Origin of the sequence: Burkholderia sp. E168m23, from assembly GCF_016586125.1 — a bacterium.
Lineage (GTDB): Bacteria > Pseudomonadota > Gammaproteobacteria > Burkholderiales > Burkholderiaceae > Burkholderia > Burkholderia orbicola.
On sequence record NZ_BCPP01000045.1, the window covers coordinates 1 to 15,860 of the forward strand.

The 15,860-nt window shown below is 69.3% G+C and carries 18 protein-coding genes; 15 read left to right on the forward strand and 3 right to left on the reverse strand.

Annotated features, from left to right (window positions below):
* The 6 genes from JMF90_RS04225 to JMF90_RS04250 form a co-directional block, all read left to right on the forward strand.
* Positions 1 to 666 (forward strand): bile acid:sodium symporter (locus JMF90_RS04225; RefSeq protein WP_201324966.1); only part of this gene is annotated, 666 nt, incomplete at its 5' end.
* A 244-nt stretch (positions 667 to 910) separates the two neighbouring features.
* Positions 911 to 2,752, forward strand: coding sequence for a phosphodiesterase (locus JMF90_RS04230; RefSeq protein ID WP_201317031.1), 1,842 nt, complete (start codon positions 911 to 913; stop codon positions 2,750 to 2,752).
* A 384-nt stretch (positions 2,753 to 3,136) separates the two neighbouring features.
* On the forward strand, positions 3,137 to 4,156 hold the full coding sequence (locus JMF90_RS04235; protein ID WP_012329358.1) for a LacI family DNA-binding transcriptional regulator: 1,020 nt from the start codon (positions 3,137 to 3,139) through the stop codon (positions 4,154 to 4,156).
* Positions 4,153 to 5,433, forward strand: coding sequence for an AGE family epimerase/isomerase (locus JMF90_RS04240; protein WP_011694428.1), 1,281 nt, complete (start codon positions 4,153 to 4,155; stop codon positions 5,431 to 5,433). Before JMF90_RS04235 ends, JMF90_RS04240 begins: the two co-directional genes overlap by 4 nt.
* Positions 5,430 to 6,338, forward strand: a complete 909-nt coding sequence (locus JMF90_RS04245; protein WP_054928121.1) for a carbohydrate kinase — start codon at positions 5,430 to 5,432, stop codon at positions 6,336 to 6,338. Before JMF90_RS04240 ends, JMF90_RS04245 begins: the two co-directional genes overlap by 4 nt.
* Before the next feature lie 123 nt (positions 6,339 to 6,461).
* Positions 6,462 to 6,683, forward strand: coding sequence for a hypothetical protein (locus tag JMF90_RS04250; protein ID WP_006484657.1), 222 nt, complete (start codon positions 6,462 to 6,464; stop codon positions 6,681 to 6,683).
* 49 nt (positions 6,684 to 6,732) lie between these two features.
* Here JMF90_RS04250 and JMF90_RS04255 read toward each other — a convergent pair whose 3' ends face one another.
* Positions 6,733 to 6,927 carry a DUF2905 domain-containing protein gene (locus JMF90_RS04255; protein ID WP_011546377.1) on the reverse strand — a complete coding sequence of 65 codons (195 nt, stop codon included), beginning with the start codon at positions 6,925 to 6,927 and terminating at the stop codon, positions 6,733 to 6,735.
* 32 nt (positions 6,928 to 6,959) lie between these two features.
* A complete protein-coding gene (locus tag JMF90_RS04260) occupies positions 6,960 to 8,150 on the reverse strand; it encodes a class I SAM-dependent methyltransferase (protein ID WP_011546378.1) in 1,191 nt (396 codons plus the stop codon).
* 13 nt (positions 8,151 to 8,163) lie between these two features.
* On the opposite strand from JMF90_RS04260, the gene JMF90_RS04265 reads away from it, so the two are divergent.
* From JMF90_RS04265 to JMF90_RS04305, 9 genes are all read left to right on the forward strand, one after another.
* On the forward strand, positions 8,164 to 8,907 hold the full coding sequence (locus JMF90_RS04265) for an SDR family oxidoreductase (protein WP_053525185.1): 744 nt from the start codon (positions 8,164 to 8,166) through the stop codon (positions 8,905 to 8,907).
* Between the two features lie 75 nt (positions 8,908 to 8,982).
* Positions 8,983 to 9,387, forward strand: a complete 405-nt coding sequence (locus JMF90_RS04270; RefSeq protein ID WP_011546380.1) for a dihydroneopterin aldolase — start codon at positions 8,983 to 8,985, stop codon at positions 9,385 to 9,387.
* Positions 9,384 to 10,379: a tRNA 2-thiocytidine(32) synthetase TtcA gene (gene ttcA, locus JMF90_RS04275; RefSeq protein ID WP_054928122.1), complete on the forward strand. Its 996-nt coding sequence runs from the start codon at positions 9,384 to 9,386 to the stop codon at positions 10,377 to 10,379. The genes JMF90_RS04270 and ttcA overlap by 4 nt, the downstream gene beginning before the upstream one ends.
* 134 nt (positions 10,380 to 10,513) lie before the next feature.
* Complete coding sequence (gene glmU / locus JMF90_RS04280; RefSeq protein ID WP_054928123.1) at positions 10,514 to 11,875, forward strand: bifunctional UDP-N-acetylglucosamine diphosphorylase/glucosamine-1-phosphate N-acetyltransferase GlmU; 1,362 nt, start codon at positions 10,514 to 10,516, stop codon at positions 11,873 to 11,875.
* 54 nt (positions 11,876 to 11,929) lie between these two features.
* Positions 11,930 to 13,747, forward strand: coding sequence for a glutamine--fructose-6-phosphate transaminase (isomerizing) (glmS, locus tag JMF90_RS04285; protein WP_012329366.1), 1,818 nt, complete (start codon positions 11,930 to 11,932; stop codon positions 13,745 to 13,747).
* A 129-nt stretch (positions 13,748 to 13,876) separates the two neighbouring features.
* Positions 13,877 to 14,242, forward strand: a complete 366-nt coding sequence (locus JMF90_RS04290) for a type II toxin-antitoxin system RelE/ParE family toxin (protein ID WP_054928124.1) — start codon at positions 13,877 to 13,879, stop codon at positions 14,240 to 14,242.
* Positions 14,235 to 14,555, forward strand: a complete 321-nt coding sequence (locus JMF90_RS04295; RefSeq protein ID WP_006477596.1) for a DNA-binding transcriptional regulator — start codon at positions 14,235 to 14,237, stop codon at positions 14,553 to 14,555. The genes JMF90_RS04290 and JMF90_RS04295 overlap by 8 nt, the downstream gene beginning before the upstream one ends.
* Positions 14,556 to 14,623: 68 nt before the next feature.
* Complete coding sequence (locus tag JMF90_RS04300) at positions 14,624 to 15,091, forward strand: hypothetical protein (RefSeq protein WP_054928125.1); 468 nt, start codon at positions 14,624 to 14,626, stop codon at positions 15,089 to 15,091.
* Positions 15,091 to 15,309 (forward strand): hypothetical protein, encoded by a 219-nt coding sequence (locus tag JMF90_RS04305; RefSeq protein ID WP_006477594.1) that lies wholly within the window; start codon positions 15,091 to 15,093, stop codon positions 15,307 to 15,309. Before JMF90_RS04300 ends, JMF90_RS04305 begins: the two co-directional genes overlap by 1 nt.
* 89 nt (positions 15,310 to 15,398) lie before the next feature.
* Here JMF90_RS04305 and JMF90_RS04310 read toward each other — a convergent pair.
* Positions 15,399 to 15,860: FTR1 family protein (locus JMF90_RS04310; protein WP_201324967.1), on the reverse strand; the 462-nt coding region annotated here is incomplete at its 5' end.

Genomic DNA, 15,860 nt, shown 5'->3' on the forward strand with positions numbered 1-15,860 from the left:
GCCAAGGGCAACGTGCCGGCCGCCGTGTGCGCGGCCTCCGCGTCGAGCCTGCTCGGGATCTTCGTCACGCCGGCGCTCGTCGGGCTGATGATCACGTCGCAGTCGGCCGCCGCGGCGTCGCCGTGGAGCACCGTCGGCAGCATCGTGATGCAGCTGCTCGTGCCGTTCATCGCCGGCCAGCTGCTGCGGCCCGTGATCGGCGGCTGGATCGACCGCAATCGCGGCGTGCTGCGCTTCGTCGACCAGGGCTCGATCCTGCTGGTCGTCTACGTCGCGTTCAGCGAGGCCGTCAACGAAGGGCTGTGGCACCAGATTCCGCCGCGCGCGCTCGGCGGCCTGCTGGTCGTCAACCTCGTGCTGCTCGCGATCGCGCTGCTGCTGACCGCGTTCGTCAGCAAGCGGCTCGGCTTCAACCGCGCGGACCAGATCACGATCATCTTCTGCGGCTCGAAGAAGAGCCTCGCGGCCGGCGTGCCGATGGCGAAGGTGATCTTCTCGGCGAACGCGGTCGGCGCGATCGTGCTGCCGCTGATGCTGTTCCACCAGATCCAGCTGATGGCGTGCGCGGCGCTCGCGCAGCGCTGGGGCGCACGCGACACGAGCGGCGAGCACGACGAGGGCGACACGGCAGCCGCGTCGGGTGCGCTGAGCACGGGCAAGCGCTGACGCGTCGGGGGGCAGGAGGGCCGCCGGTGGCGGCCTTCCGCCTTCCGCCTCCCGCCTCCCGCCTTCCGCACCCGGCCCTCCGCCTTTCACACGCAGCCTCCCGTCCGCCCCCTTCGCACCATGCGCCCGCGCGGGCCCGGCGCGATGCACCGGCAACGCCCCCTCGTGTCACGAAATCTTCATTCAACTCTCCGCGAGCGGTGCCGTTAAGCCGGGCGTCCCGTCGATTCGGCTGCCCTCGCCCATGCCCGCGCTCCCTTCCGATTCCGCTGTCGCCCGCACTACGCGCCTGATCGCGGAACGCGCGCTCGCCGCCGTGTTCCAGCCGATCGTCGACCTCGGATCGGGGACGGTCATCGGTTACGAAGGGCTGATCCGCGGCCCGCGCGGCACCGACCTCGAGCCGCCGGCCGCGCTGTTCGCGCAGGCCGCGCGCGACGGCGAAACCATCGCGCTCGAACGGGCCGCCGCGCTCACCTGCCTCGACGCGTTCGCGGCGCTCGGCTGCGACGGCAAGTTGTTCCTCAATTTCAGCGCGGGCACCATCCTCACGCTCGCCAGCGAACGCGAGCGCGCACGTCAATTCCTCGGCCGCGCGCGGATCGGCGCGGAGCGCATCGTGATCGAGCTCACCGAGCAGAACGCGATTCCCGATCTCGCGGACATCGGGCCGGCGGTCGCATCGTTGCGCGACGCCGGCATCCAGTTCGCGCTCGACGACTACGGCACCGCGAACGCCAGCATGAACCTGTGGCTGCGCCTGCATCCGGACGTCGTGAAGATCGACCGCTTCTTCATCCACGACATCGCGCGCGATCCGCTCAAGTTCGAAGCCGTGAAGGCGATGCAGCACTTCGCGCAGGCGAGCGGCGCGAAGCTGATCGCGGAAGGCATCGAGAACGAATGCGACCTGATCGTCGTGCGCGACATGGGCATCTGCTGCGTGCAGGGCTTCCTGCTCGGCCGGCCGAACGCGCAGCCGTCGCGGGTGGTCGCGCCGGCCGCGCGCGACGCGATCCGCGCGCCGCACATCGCGGTGTTTCCCGGCGTGACGCGCGCGGTGCGGCCGGCCGGCACGATCGCCGGGAAGATGCTCGTGCCCGCCCCGGCGCTGCCGCGCGACGCGACCAGCAACGACGTGCTCGAGCTGTTCAACCGGATGCCCGACCTGCACGCGGTCGCGCTCGTGGAACGCGGGCGGCCGGTCGCGCTCGTGAATCGGCGCGGCTTCATCGACCGCTTCGCGCTGCCGTATCACCGCGAGGTGTTCGGCAAGAAACCGTGCCTTCAGTTCGCGAACGACGCGCCGCTGATGATCGACAACGCGACCACCTTCGAGCAGCTCGCGATGCTGCTCGCGAGCCACGACCAGCGCTATCTCGCCGACGGCTTCGTGATCACCGAGCACGGCCGCTATGTCGGGCTCGGCACCGGCGAGAGCCTGGTACGCGCGGTGACCGAGATGCGCATCGAGGCCGCGCGCTACGCGAATCCGCTGACCTTCCTGCCCGGCAACATCCCGATCAGCGCGCACATCGACCGCCTGCTCCAGCGCGACGCCGGCTTTCACGCGTGCTACGTCGACCTGAACCAGTTCAAGCCGTTCAACGACCAGTACGGCTACTGGCAGGGCGACGAAGTGCTGAAGTTCGCCGCGACGGTGCTGGCCGGCGTGTGCGATCCGCAACGCGACTTTCTCGGCCACGTCGGCGGCGACGATTTCCTCGTGCTGTTCCAGCGCGACGACTGGCGCGAGCGCGCCGCCGACGCGATCGCGCGCTTCAACGACGGCGCGCAACTCTTCTACACGCAGGTCGACCGGCAGGCGGGCGGGCTGCGCGGCGAGGACCGCCGCGGCAATCCGGCGTTCTTCGGCTTCGTGACGATGGCGATCGGCGCGGTCGGCGTGCCGGCCGGCGCGCACGGCGCGAAACGCTACGGCAGCGACGAGATCGCGTCGGTCGCGGCGCTCGCGAAGCGGCGGGCGAAGCAGCAGCCGGACGGGCTCGCGGTGGTCGATCTCGATGCCGGCCGCGCCGCGCTGCGCGATCGCGGCGAACCGCCGGCCGTGGCGGTGGCGGGCTGAACGGCGCGCAGTCGCCGGGGATGCACGGACACGGAAGCACCTGCGCATCGTGCGACGGGGCCGATGCGAGGCGGCGCAAGGTTCGGCCGTTGCGCAACGGCACGTCGTCGTCACGCGCGCAGGCCAAGGGCGCCGCGCCCTCATGCTCGCCCCTGCCCCGCAGCCGCGCTGTTGCCCTTTTCCAGCGGCACCATCCGCCGCCAGACACCCGCACCCCCACCTTGCCTTTTTCGCGTTTTGTTTAGTATTTTTAGTAACAGCGTTTTCGCAGATTAGCGCTTAAAAACCCGTTATTCGCGGGTATTCCCCGGTTATCCGGCCCGAATTCCGCCATCCGTTTTACTATACAATCGCTTTCAACCTAAACAAACCGGACCCCGAACGATGGGTACGACCATTCGCGATGTGGCGCGGGCAGCAGAGGTCTCGATCGGCACCGTCTCCCGCGCGCTGAAAAACCAGCCCGGCCTGTCCGAAACCACGCGTGCGCGCATCGTCGGGATCGCCCAGCAGCTCGGCTACGATCCCGCCCAGCTGCGGCCGCGCATCCGCCGGCTCACCTTCCTGCTGCACCGCCAGCACAACCGCTTTCCCGCGAGCCCGTTCTTCTCGCACGTGCTGCACGGCGTCGAGGACGCGTGCCGCGAACGCGGCATCGTGCCGACGCTGCTCACGGTCGGCCCGAACGACGACGTGCTGCGCCAGATGCGCCCGCACGCGCCCGACGCGATCGCGGTCGCCGGCTTCATCGAGCCCGAGACGATCGAGGCGCTCGCCGCCACCGGCCGGCCGCTCGTGCTGATCGACCTGTGGGCGCCCGGGCTGCGCTCGGTCAACATCGACAACGCGACGGGCGCGGCGCTCGCGATGCGCCATCTGCTCGCCACCGGCCGTTCGCGGATCGCCTTCATCGGCGGCTCGGCCGCGCACTACAGCATCGCGCAGCGCGCGATCGGCTACCGGCGCGCGTTCTTCGAAGCCGGGCGGCTGTTCGATCCCGCGTACGAAGTGACGATCGACGCGGGGCTCGACCCGGACACGGGCGCCGCGCGTGCGATGGAGCAACTGCTCGACGCGCCCGGCCCGCGGCCCGAAGCCGTGTTCGCATATAACGACGCGGCCGCGCTGGCCGCGCAGCGCGTGTGCATCGCGCGCGGCCTGCGGATTCCGGACGACATCGCGATCGTCGGCTTCGACGACATCCCGGCCGCCGCGCACGCGAACCCGCCGCTCACGACGCTCGCGGTCGACAAGGAAGCGCTCGGCCGCCGCGGCGTCGAGCTGCTGCTCGCCGACGCGCCCGAGCGCACCGAGATTTCCCTGCCCGTCGAGCTGATCGTGCGGGCCAGCAGCCAGCCCGCCGGCTCCCCGGCACTCGATACCGTAACGGCCACCGAATCATGAACATGCCCCCGGTCCAACCCTGCACGGCCGCGCCGGCCGCCCACACGCCCGCCGTACCGTTCGTCGCGAGCTTCCGCGATCCGTCGTTCCTGCTGTCGCACATCGAAGACACGCTGCGCTTCTATGCGACCAACGCATTCGACCCGACCGGCGGCTTCTACCATTACTTCCGCGACGACGGCAGCATCTACAACCGCACGTCGCGCCACCTCGTCAGCACCTGCCGGTTCGTCTTCAACTACGCGATGGCGTACCGCCACTTCGGCGATCCGCGCCACCTGGACTACGCGCGCCACGGGCTGCGCTTCCTGCGCGACGCGCACTGGGACGACGCGCTGCAGGGCTACGACTGGGAACTCGACTGGCGCGACGGCGGCAAGCGCGCGACGCTCGACGGCACGCGCCACTGCTACGGGCTCGCGTTCGTGCTGCTCGCGGCCGCGCACGCGACGATGGCCGGCATCGACGAAGCGCGCCCGCTGATCGCGGCCACCTACGAGCTCGCCGAGCATCGCTTCTGGGATGCGGCCGCGGGCCTGTATGCGGACGACGCGACGCCGAACTGGATCGTGTCGTCGTATCGCGGCCAGAACGCGAACATGCACATGACGGAAGCGCTGCTCGCCGCCTACGAGGCGACCGGCCACCTCACGTACCTCGATCGCGCGGAAAAACTCGCCTCGCACATCACGCAGCGCCAGGCCGCGCTGTCGGGCGGCCTCGTGTGGGAGCACTACCATGCGGACTGGTCGGTCGACTGGGACTACAACAAGGAAGACAGCTCGAACATCTTCCGGCCGTGGGGCTTCCAGCCCGGGCACCAGACCGAATGGGCGAAGCTGCTGCTGATCCTCGAGCGGCACCGCCCGCTCGACTGGCTCGCGCCGCGCGCGGCCGAGCTGTTCGACGCGGCGCTCACGCACGCGTGGGACGCCGATCACGGCGGCCTCTGCTACGGCTTCGGCCCCGACTTCACGATCTGCGACCACAACAAGTATTTCTGGGTGCAGGCGGAAACCTTCGCGGCGGCCGCGATGCTCGGCGCGCGCACCGGCAGCGAACGCTTCTGGGACTGGTATGACGAGATCTGGCGCTACAGCTGGGCGCATTTCGTCGATCACCGCTACGGTGCGTGGTACCGGATCCTCACCTGCGACAACCGCAAGTACAGCGACGAGAAGAGCCCGGCCGGCAAGACCGACTATCACACGATGGGCGCCTGCTACGACGTGCTCGCGACCCTCGCGCGCACGCAACGCAGCGAGCCGACGCAATGAGCGGCGGCACGTTTCCGGCTTTCGTGTCGGCGGGCGACATCCTGACCGACATGGTGCGCGCGGGCGACGCGCAGTGGACGTCGGTGCCGGGCGGCGCCGGCTGGAACGTCGCGCGCGCGGTCGCCCGGCTCGGCGTGCCGAGCGCGCTCGCCGGCTCGATCGGCGAAGACTGCTTCTCCGACGTGCTGTGGCACACGAGCGAAGCGGCCGGCCTCGACCTGCGCTTCCTGCAACGGGTCGCGCGGCCGCCGCTGCTCGCGATCGTCCACGAGACGCGCCCGCCCGCGTACTTCTTCATCGGCGAAGCGAGCGCCGATCTCGCGTTCGACCCGGCGCGGCTGCCGGCCGGCTGGACCGAGCACGTGCAATGGGCGCATTTCGGCTGCATCAGCCTCGTGCGCGAACCGCTCGCGGGCACGCTGGCCGCGCTCGCGGCCGATTTGCACGCGCGCGGCGTGAAGATCAGCTTCGATCCGAACGTGCGGAACCTGATGACGGCCGCGTACCGGCCGACGCTGGAGAAGATGGCCGCCCTCGCCGACCTGATCAAGGTGTCCGACGAAGACCTGCGGCACCTGTTCGGCGGCGACGGCCCCGACGCGATCGCGGCCGTGCGCGCGCTGAACCCGCGGGCGGCGGTGCTCGTCACGCGCGGCGCGCAGACGGCGACGCTCTACGCGGACGGCGACGTGCACGAAGCCAGCCCGCCGCGCGTGGAGGTGGCCGACACCGTCGGCGCGGGCGACGCGTCGATCGGCGGCCTGCTGTTCAGCCTGATGGCCGCGCCGCAGCGCGGCTGGCGCGAGCATCTCGCGTTCGCGGTGGCGGCCGGCGCCGCCGCGTGCCGGCATACGGGCGCGCACGCGCCGACGCTCGACGAGGTCGTCGCGCTGCTCGAAGGATGAACGGACGTTGAAGGAACGACGCAGGCAATACGGTGGCCGATCGCCGATCGGTCACCGATAAGCGGCGCTGTACATGTTGCGCCGCAGTGCTACGATGAAGTGTCCTTTTCGCGGGAGAGCACGATGGACACGAACACGTTCACCAAAGGCATCTACACGGCCAAGGCGCATACGCACCGCGCGGACAACGGCGAATTTCAGGGCTACGTGATCCTCGCGCGGGACGACGGCGACGAGACGGAGAACATGCGCTACGACGTTCACACGACGAGTTCGAGCGAGGAAGAAGCGTTCGAGGAAGCGAAGGCGCTTGCGCACCGGATCCTCGGCGAAATCGAGCTGTAACGCGCGAACTGTCATGCGCGCGCCGCGGCCCGGCCGCGCCGTGTTCGGCTCAGAGCAGCCGCGCCACCATCGAGACCAGCATCGTCAGCACCAGCGTCGACATGAACGGGAACGGGTAGCGCCGCCCGCCGAGCGTCAGCGTGACGTCGCCCGGCATCCGCCCGATGCCGAGCTTGCCGAGCCAAGGCCAGCAGCGCGTCAGGATCATCACCGCGATGAACGTCGTCAATAGCCAGCGGAGCATGTGCGTTCCATATGGAAACAGGCCCTGGCCCGTCAGAGCGCGTGCGAGCGGTCGCCGCGCGCGAACGCGTCGAGCGTGCCGTCGATCCCGCGCGAAAACGCGATCACCTTGAACAGCTCGCCCATTTCGGCTTCCGAGATCAGCTTCTGCACCGCGTTCGCGGCCGGCAGGAACGCGCGGACGTCGGACGGATCGATCGCGGCCAGCGCGTCGGTGATGCCCGCATTCAACAGAAAGCGCGCCTGCGACGTGTAGCCGAGCAAGTCGACGCCGGTGGCGACCGCCGCCTCATAGATGCCGGTGAATTCGACGTGCGCGGTGAGGTCCTGCAGGCCCGGGTAGACGAACGGATCGTCGTGCGCGTGGTGACGGTAGTGGCACATCAGCGTGCCGCGGTCGCGCTGCGGATGGTAGTACTCGTGCGCGGGAAAACCGTAGTCGATGAGCAGCACCGCGCCGCGGCCGAGCATCGTGCAGACGGTGCGCGTGAACGCGAGCGCGGCCTCGTGCGTTTCGGTCACGTAGCCGTCGCCGACGTCCAGCGGCGCGAGCACCGCCGGCAGGCCGGCCGCGCCGACCGGCCGGTCGTCGAACACGAACGCGTGCCGCGCGTCGAGCGCGACGCCGCGCTCGCGCCAGGCGCCATCCGCCTTCGCGAAGAGGCGCACCGGCATCGCGTCGAGCACCTCGTTGCCGACCACGACGCCGTCGAACCGCTCGGGCAGCGCGTCGAGCCAGCGCACCTTCGCGGCCAGCGCCGGCACCGCGGCTTCGATCGTGTCGCGCTGCCGTTCGCGCAACTCGCCGGACAGGTCGACGATCAGGTATTCGTCGAGTTCGGCGCCGAGCGCGTCGAGCGCCGCGAGCAGCCCGGCCGCGAGCTTGCCGGTGCCGGCGCCGAACTCCATCACGCGGCGCGTGCCGCTCGCCGCGAGCGCCTCGGCCACCGGTTGCGCGAGCGTCTGCGCGAACAGCGGCGACAGCTCGGGCGCGGTGACGAAGTCACTGCCGTCGTCGGCGCGGCGACCGAACTTGCGCGCGCCGCCGCTGTAATAGCCGAGGCCCGGCGCATACAGCGCGCGTTCCATGAAGCGGTCGAACGACAGCCAGCCACCGGCCGCCGCGATCTCGTCGCGCAGTTGCGCGGCGAGGGTTTCGGACTGCGCGAGCGCGTCAGGGCCGGGAGCAGGTAAACTAGCGGGTTCGTGAGCTTTCGGGTTCATCCCGGCATTGTAAATGACCGTTTCAGCCGATACGTCGACCCCACGCGTGGTGCTCGTCACGGGCGCCCTGGGCAGCGCGGCCGACGCCGCGTCGATCGGCCGTGCGCTCGCGACGGGCTTCGCCCGCCGCGGCTGGGACGTCGCGCTGCAGCGCAGCCACGGCGCGCCGCGCGCGGCCGCCGACGCGCTCGTCGCCGAAGTCGCGGCGCTGGGCCGCCGCGCGGCCGTGCTCGACGCCGATCCGGCCCTGGAAGCCGATGCCGCGGCCCTCGTCGCCGCATGCGGCGAAGCGCTCGGCCGGCCCGCGTGCGCGGTGTTCGTCAGCGCCAGCGCAGGCGCCGACGACGCGCACACGGTGGACGGCGCGTCGCTCGCCGCCGCGCTGGCGCGCAACGTGACCGCGCCGCTCGCGCTGGCCCGCGCGCTCGCCGATGCGACGCCCGACGCCGCGCGCGACGACGAAACGCTGCGCGCGTGCGCGATCCACGTACTGGATCAGGCCCTGTTTCACCCGGCACCGGCGCAGCTGTCGCACGCGCTGATGCAGGCCGCGTTGAACCGCGCGACGTCGGCGCTCGCGCTGGCGCTCGCACCGAAGGTGCGGGTCGCGGCGCTCGTGCGCGGCCACGCGCCGCACGCGGACGACATCGCGGCGGCCGCCTGCTATCTCGCGAGCGCGCCCGGCGTGACGGGTGCGACGCTGACCGTCGACGGCGGCGAGCACCTGGTGCCGCCCGCCGCCGGCCCGAATGAATGAACCGCGCGGGTGCGGCCTGAGCGCCGCCGCCCGCGCCGCTTTGCGTGCGCGCACGCCAATTTGACTGGGACGACCATGTTTTCCGCTCTCCTGCACCCCCGCCTCGCGGATTGCCGCAGGCTCTACCTGCGCGACTACGAGGTGCACATCAACATCGGGGCCTTCGAACACGAGAAGCGCGGCGAGCAACGCGTCGTCATCAACATCGACCTGTTCGTGCCGCTCGCGCTGTCCACCCCCGTCGACGACCGGCTGCACGAAGTCGTCGACTACGACCTGATGAAGCAGAGCGTCGCGCAGAGCCTGGCGCGCGGCCACATCCACCTGCAGGAAACGCTGTGCGATTCGATCGCCGCGCACCTGCTGGCGCACGATACCGTGCGCGCGGTACGTGTCCGTACCGAGAAACCGGACGCCTATCCGGACTGCGACGCCGTCGGCGTCGAAGTCTTTCGCATCAAGGACGAGGAGCGCCAATGAACGCCCCCCACATGAACGACACGACGGCCGACGCCGCCACGCTGGACGACGCCGCCGCGCCGACCGGCCGCCCCGCGCTGACACGCCGCGAGCAGAAGGAAGCGTACGAGAACAACAAGCTGTTCAAGCGGATCGTGCGCCAGGTCGGCCAGGCGATCGGCGACTACAACATGATCGAGCAGGGCGACAAGGTGATGGTGTGCCTGTCGGGCGGCAAGGACAGTTACGCGATGCTCGACGTGCTGCTGCGCCTGCGCGAACGCGCGCCGATCGACTTCGACATCGTCGCGGTGAACCTCGACCAGAAGCAGCCGGGCTTCCCCGAGCACGTGCTGCCCGAATACCTGAAGCAGGTCGGCGTGCCGTTCCACATCGAGAACCAGGACACCTACAGCATCGTCAAGCGGCTTGTGCCGGAAGGCAAGACGACGTGCTCGCTGTGCTCGCGGCTGCGCCGCGGCATCCTGTACCGCGTGGCCGGCGAGCTCGGCGCGACCAAGATCGCGCTCGGCCATCATCGCGACGACATCGTGCAGACGCTGCTGCTGAACATGTTCTACGGTGGCAAGCTGAAGGGAATGCCGCCGAAGCTGCAGTCGGACGACGGCAAGAACATCGTGATCCGCCCGCTCGCGTACGTGAAGGAAACCGATCTCGAGAAATACGCGGAGCTGCGCGAATTCCCGATCATCCCGTGCAACCTGTGCGGCAGCCAGCCGAACCTGAAGCGCGCGGAAATGAAGGCGCTGATCCGCGACTGGGACAAGCGCTTCCCGGGCCGCGTCGAGAACATGTTCAACGCGCTCGCGAAGGTCGTGCCGTCGCACCTGATGGACACGACGCTGTACCCGTTCCAGTCGCTGCGCGCCACCGGCGAAGCCGATCCGCAAGGCGACATCGCGTTCGACGAGGAACCGTGCGCATCGGGTGACGACTCAGCGGCGCCGGGCGCCGCCCGACCGATCTCGATCGTCCAGTTCGACGACCTGTAAGCAGGGACTGAACACCCGCCGAAACCGGGGCCGGCGGCCTCGTTTCGGCGTTGTCGCCCCGCCGCGACAGGCCCGGAGCGACAAGGGCCGCATGCTAAAATGGACGGCTTCGAACTCTGACCCACGCGCGCGCCATGAATATCGTGATTTTGGCGGCAGGCACCGGCAAGCGCATGCGTTCCGCGCTGCCGAAAGTGCTTCACCCGCTGGCCGGCAGGCCGCTCCTCTCCCACGTCATCGACACCGCGCGCACGCTGCAGCCATCCCGGCTCGTCGTCGTCGTCGGCCACGGCGCCGAGCAGGTTCAGGCTGCGGTCGCCGCACCCGACGTCCAGTTCGCGGTGCAGGCCGAGCAGCTCGGCACCGGCCACGCGGTGCGCCAGGCGCTGCCGCTCCTCGATCCCGCGCAACCGACGCTCGTGCTGTACGGCGACGTGCCGCTCACCCGTGCGTCGACGCTGCAGCGTCTCGTCGATGCCGCGCGCGACGGCCGCTACGGCATCCTCACCGTCACGCTCGACGACCCGACCGGCTACGGCCGCATCGTGCGCGACGCGGCCGGCTTCGTCACGCGCATCGTCGAGCAGAAGGATGCGTCGCCGGACGAGCTGAAGATCGCCGAGATCAACACCGGCATCATCGTCACGCCCACGGCGCAGCTGTCGATGTGGCTCGGCGCGCTGAAGAACGAAAACGCGCAGGGCGAGTACTACCTGACCGACGTCGTCGAACTCGCGATCGAGGCCGGCTTCGAGGTCGTCACGTCGCAGCCCGACGACGAATGGGAAACGCTCGGCGTGAACAGCAAGGCGCAGCTCGCGGAGCTCGAGCGCATTCACCAGCGCAACGTCGCCGACGCGCTGCTCGTCGACGGCGTCACGCTCGCCGATCCGGCGCGCGTCGACGTGCGCGGCACGCTGCGCTGCGGCCGCGACGTGTCGATCGACGTGAACTGCGTGTTCGAAGGCAACGTGACGCTCGCCGACAACGTGACGATCGGCGCGAACTGCGTGATCCGCAACGCGTCGGTCGGCGCCGGCACGCGCATCGACGCATTCACGCACATCGACGGCGCCGAACTCGGCGCGAACACCGTGATCGGCCCGTACGCGCGGCTGCGCCCCGGCGCGCAGCTCGCGGACGAAGCGCACGTCGGCAACTTCGTCGAGGTGAAGAACGCGGTGATCGGCCACGGCTCGAAGGCGAACCACCTCACGTACATCGGCGACGCCGACATCGGCGCGCGCGTGAACATCGGCGCGGGCACGATCACCTGCAACTACGACGGCGCGAACAAGTTCCGCACCGTGATCGAGGACGACGTGTTCGTCGGCTCCGACACGCAGCTCGTCGCGCCCGTGCGCGTCGGCCGCGGCGTGACGATCGCCGCCGGCACGACGATCTGGAAGGACGTGGCCGAGGGCGTCCTCGCGTTGAACGAGAAGACGCAGACCGCGAAGAGCGGCTACGTCCGCCCGGTCAAGAAGAAGAGCTGAACCTTTTGCGGGCGCCCACGCGGCGCCCGCTTCGACTGACAGGATTGACCATTCATGTGCGGCATTGTCGGCGCAGTTGCGCAGCGTAATATCGTTCCGGTGCTGATCGAAGGATTGCGGCGCCTCGAATACCGTGGCTACGACTCGTGCGGCGTCGCCGTGCTCGAGCCGGGCGCACCGAAGCGCGCGCGCAGCGTCGCGCGCGTTGCCGATCTCGACACGCAGGTGCGCGAGACGCACCTCGAAGGCACGACGGGCGTCGCGCACACGCGCTGGGCCACCCACGGCGCGCCCGTCACGCACAACGCGCACCCGATCTTCTCGTCGAACGCGCTCGCGCTCGTGCACAACGGCATCATCGAGAACTTCGAGCCGCTGCGCGACGCGCTGCGGGCCAAGGGCTACGAATTCGTGTCGCAGACCGACACCGAAGTGATCGCGCACCTCGTGCACAGCCTGTACCGCGGCAACCTGTTCGACGCGGTGCGCGAAGCCGTGCAGCAGCTGCACGGTGCATACGCGATCGCCGTGATCCACAAGGACCAGCCGCACACCGTCGTCGGCGCGCGCCAGGGTTCGCCGCTCGTCGTCGGTCACGGCGACGGCGAGAACTTCCTCGCGTCCGATGCGCTCGCGCTCGCGGGCAGCACCGACCGCTTCACGTTCCTCGAGGAAGGCGACGTGTGCGAGCTGTCGCTCGACGGCGTGACGATCGTCGATCGCCACGGCGCCACCGTGCAGCGCGAAATCCGCGTGGTCAGCGCATACGGCGGCGCGGTCGAGCTCGGCCCCTATCGCCACTTCATGCAGAAGGAAATCTTCGAGCAGCCGCGCGCGATCGGCGACACGGTGCCGCAGACGGAAGCCTTCGACGCGACGCTGTTCGGCGACGCCGCGCCCGCCGCGTTCGCGGACATCGACAGCCTGCTGATCCTCGCGTGCGGCACGAGCTACTACTCGGGCCTCACCGCGAAGTACTGGCTCGAATCGATCGCGAAGATCCCGACCCAGGTCGAGATCGCCAGCGAATACCGCTATCGCGAGTCGGTGCCGAACCCGCGCCAGCTCGTGCTGGTGATCTCGCAGTCGGGCGAGACGGCCGATACGCTGGCCGCGCTCAAGCATGCGCAGTCGCTCGGCCACACGCACACGCTCGCGGTCTGCAACGTCGCGACGAGCGCGATGGTGCGCCTGACCGAAATGCAGTTCCTGACGCACGCGGGCACCGAGATCGGCGTCGCGTCGACGAAGGCATTCACGACCCAGCTCGTCGCGCTGTTCGTGCTGGCCGCGACGCTCGGCAAGCTGCGCGGGCACGTCGATGCCGCGCAGGAAGCGCAATTCCTGAAGGAGCTGCGCCATCTGCCGGCCGCGCTGAACAGCGTGCTCGCGCTCGAGCCGCAGATCATCGCGTGGTCGGAGGAATTCGCGCGCAAGGAAAACGCGCTGTTCCTCGGCCGCGGGCTGCACTACCCGATCGCGCTCGAAGGCGCGTTGAAGCTGAAGGAAATCTCGTACATCCACGCCGAGGCCTATCCGGCCGGCGAACTGAAGCACGGGCCGCTCGCGCTCGTCACGGAAGCGATGCCGGTCGTCACGGTCGCGCCGAACGACACGCTGCTCGAGAAGCTGAAGTCGAACATGCAGGAAGTGCGTGCGCGCGGCGGCGAGCTCTACGTGTTCGCCGATGCCGACACGCAGATCGTCAACGACGACGGCCTGCACGTGATCCGGATGCCGGAGCACTACGGGCAACTGTCGCCGATCCTGCACGTCGTGCCGCTGCAACTGCTCGCGTATCACACCGCGTGTGCGCGCGGCACCGACGTCGACAAGCCGCGCAACCTCGCGAAATCGGTGACGGTGGAGTAATACGCGGCAACGGGAGGGCCCTCGCCGGGCCCTCCCGACCGCTTGCGGGTGCGAGGCAGGCCGTTTGGCCAGGTCGAAATATGTACCACGTAGTGGTATATAATCCTGTGCTAACTTGACCGGCTCGACATGTCTGCTTCCGTACGACGCGTCTTCAAGACGAAGTGGTTTCACAAGGCAGCCGGGAAAGCGGGAATCGCCGATGGCGAGCTCTGCCGCGCGGTGCGGGAACTGGCCCGCGGCCAGGGCGTCGATCTCGGCGGCAACGTCTGGAAAAAGCGCCTCGACGGCAATCGGCAGCGCGGGATCGTGCTGGGCAAGGTCGGGCACACGTGGGTGTTCGTGTTCCTGTTCGCGAAATGCGACCACGACAACATCGACGCATGCGAACTGCGCGCGTTCAGAAAGCTCGCCGCGGACGTAGGTCGACACACCGACAGCGACATCGCGACGCTGGTCGCACTGAAAGAGCTTGTGGAGATTTGCAATGGCTAAGAGTCGATTCAAGAGCGATGCGACGGAGGCGATCCACAGCGCCGCGTCCGGCCTGTATCGTGCGCAACTGATCGACAAGAAGACGATGCGGGAATACGACGATCTCTGCATCGAAGCCGCGCCGCAGTTCGATCCGGAAGCGATCGCCCGCATCCGCAAGTCGGTCAACGTCAGCCAGAGCGTGTTCGCGCTCTACCTGAACACGACGACGTCGACGATCCGCCAATGGGAACAGGGCGACAAGCGGCCGAGCGGCATCGCCGCGCGCATGCTCCAGATCGTCGAGAAACACGGGCTCGAGGTGTTCTCCTGAGCCGGCTTCCCCGAATGCCCCTGCACGGCCCCGACCGGACGCGCCGCAACGAATATGACGGAGAGACAATGGTAAGACTGTTTGGATGCGGATTGCTGGCGCTGACGTTCGCGTCGACGGGCTGGGCCGCCGAGCACTATGTCGAGGTCTGGAACCCGCCCGAGGCGCGGCAGCCGGCAGCCCGTACGCCGGATGCCCGTACGCCGACTGCCCATCCGGGCGCCGACGCGCGTACCGGCAAGAGCGCGGAGAAGCACGCGAGCGCCACGCCGAAAGCCGCCGCGAAACCGCCCAAGCGTCGCGTCGCGCAGGCCGTGAAAGCGGGCTCGCACCGCCCGACCGCCACCGCGACCGAAACCCGTGCCGCCCCGCGCCCCGTCGCGCAACCGGCGCCCGGGCGTCTCACGGTGATGCAGCCGGCCGCGCCGGACGCGACGCGCGCGCTCACCTTCTCCGACATCCCGCGTCAATACACGCCGGACGGCAACGTGCTGCAGGTCGGCACGCACGGCCGCTCGGCGGAGGTGACTCGATAATGGAAGCGCAGACCTACCACGGCTACCAGATCTGGGGCCACGCGATCCTGCAGCAGGACGAGATCATGCAGCCCGAGCGCTTCGCGGCGAGCGGCACGATCACGCAGAACAACCGGCTCGTCGAGGCGTCGGGCGTGCTCGGCGTGTTCGATACCGAAGACGACGCGCGCGATGCCGGGCTCGAATGGGCACGCGCGTGGATCGACAACCACAGCTGACCGAGCGCAGGCGCGTCGCGCACCGCAAATGAAAGAAGGGGCGTCCATGACGCCCCTTCTTTCATTCGAACCCGGAAACCCGGCAACACTCACGCAGCGGCGTGCGGCGGCCTCACCGTCTGCTGCGGCCGGCCGACGAGCCGTGTCAGCACGACGATCGCGACCAGCGTCGCGACGTACGCGGCGATCTGGATGCCCGCCGGCCGCGCGGTATAGCCGATCAGCGTATGCAGCGCCTTGCCGACGATGCTCGATTCCTTGAGCAGCCACGACGTGTCCCAGACCGCATCGCCCCACGACGGCACGAGGCCGGCCGCCAGCAGGAAGCCGACGCACTGGCTCGCCATGCCCGCGGCGAGCAGCACGATCAGCGCGTTGGTGACGGAGAACAGGCGCTTCAACGGAATCTGCAGCAGGCCCGCGTACATCGCGTAGCCGAGCCCCGCCCCGCCGAGCACGCCGAGCAGCCCGCCGACGAGCATCTGCGGCGTCTGGCCCGGATCGCCCGCCGCGATCCCGTACAGGAACAGCACGGCCTCGGTCGTATAACT

What these genes read in the sequence shown, in the direction of transcription:
- JMF90_RS04230 (WP_201317031.1), top strand. Translation starts at nt 911, where the DNA reads ATGCCCGCGCTCCCTTCCGATTCCGCTGTCGCCCGCACTACGCGCCTG.
- JMF90_RS04235 (WP_012329358.1), top strand. Translation starts at nt 3,137, where the DNA reads ATGGGTACGACCATTCGCGATGTGGCGCGGGCAGCAGAGGTCTCGATC.
- JMF90_RS04240 (WP_011694428.1), top strand. Translation starts at nt 4,153, where the DNA reads ATGAACATGCCCCCGGTCCAACCCTGCACGGCCGCGCCGGCCGCCCAC.
- JMF90_RS04245 (WP_054928121.1), top strand. Translation starts at nt 5,430, where the DNA reads ATGAGCGGCGGCACGTTTCCGGCTTTCGTGTCGGCGGGCGACATCCTG.
- JMF90_RS04250 (WP_006484657.1), top strand. Translation starts at nt 6,462, where the DNA reads ATGGACACGAACACGTTCACCAAAGGCATCTACACGGCCAAGGCGCAT.
- JMF90_RS04255 (WP_011546377.1), bottom strand. Translation starts at nt 6,927, where the DNA reads ATGCTCCGCTGGCTATTGACGACGTTCATCGCGGTGATGATCCTGACG.
- JMF90_RS04260 (WP_011546378.1), bottom strand. Translation starts at nt 8,150, where the DNA reads ATGAACCCGAAAGCTCACGAACCCGCTAGTTTACCTGCTCCCGGCCCT.
- JMF90_RS04265 (WP_053525185.1), top strand. Translation starts at nt 8,164, where the DNA reads ATGACCGTTTCAGCCGATACGTCGACCCCACGCGTGGTGCTCGTCACG.
- JMF90_RS04270 (WP_011546380.1), top strand. Translation starts at nt 8,983, where the DNA reads ATGTTTTCCGCTCTCCTGCACCCCCGCCTCGCGGATTGCCGCAGGCTC.
- ttcA (WP_054928122.1), top strand. Translation starts at nt 9,384, where the DNA reads ATGAACGCCCCCCACATGAACGACACGACGGCCGACGCCGCCACGCTG.
- glmU (WP_054928123.1), top strand. Translation starts at nt 10,514, where the DNA reads ATGAATATCGTGATTTTGGCGGCAGGCACCGGCAAGCGCATGCGTTCC.
- glmS (WP_012329366.1), top strand. Translation starts at nt 11,930, where the DNA reads ATGTGCGGCATTGTCGGCGCAGTTGCGCAGCGTAATATCGTTCCGGTG.
- JMF90_RS04290 (WP_054928124.1), top strand. Translation starts at nt 13,877, where the DNA reads ATGTCTGCTTCCGTACGACGCGTCTTCAAGACGAAGTGGTTTCACAAG.
- JMF90_RS04295 (WP_006477596.1), top strand. Translation starts at nt 14,235, where the DNA reads ATGGCTAAGAGTCGATTCAAGAGCGATGCGACGGAGGCGATCCACAGC.
- JMF90_RS04300 (WP_054928125.1), top strand. Translation starts at nt 14,624, where the DNA reads ATGGTAAGACTGTTTGGATGCGGATTGCTGGCGCTGACGTTCGCGTCG.
- JMF90_RS04305 (WP_006477594.1), top strand. Translation starts at nt 15,091, where the DNA reads ATGGAAGCGCAGACCTACCACGGCTACCAGATCTGGGGCCACGCGATC.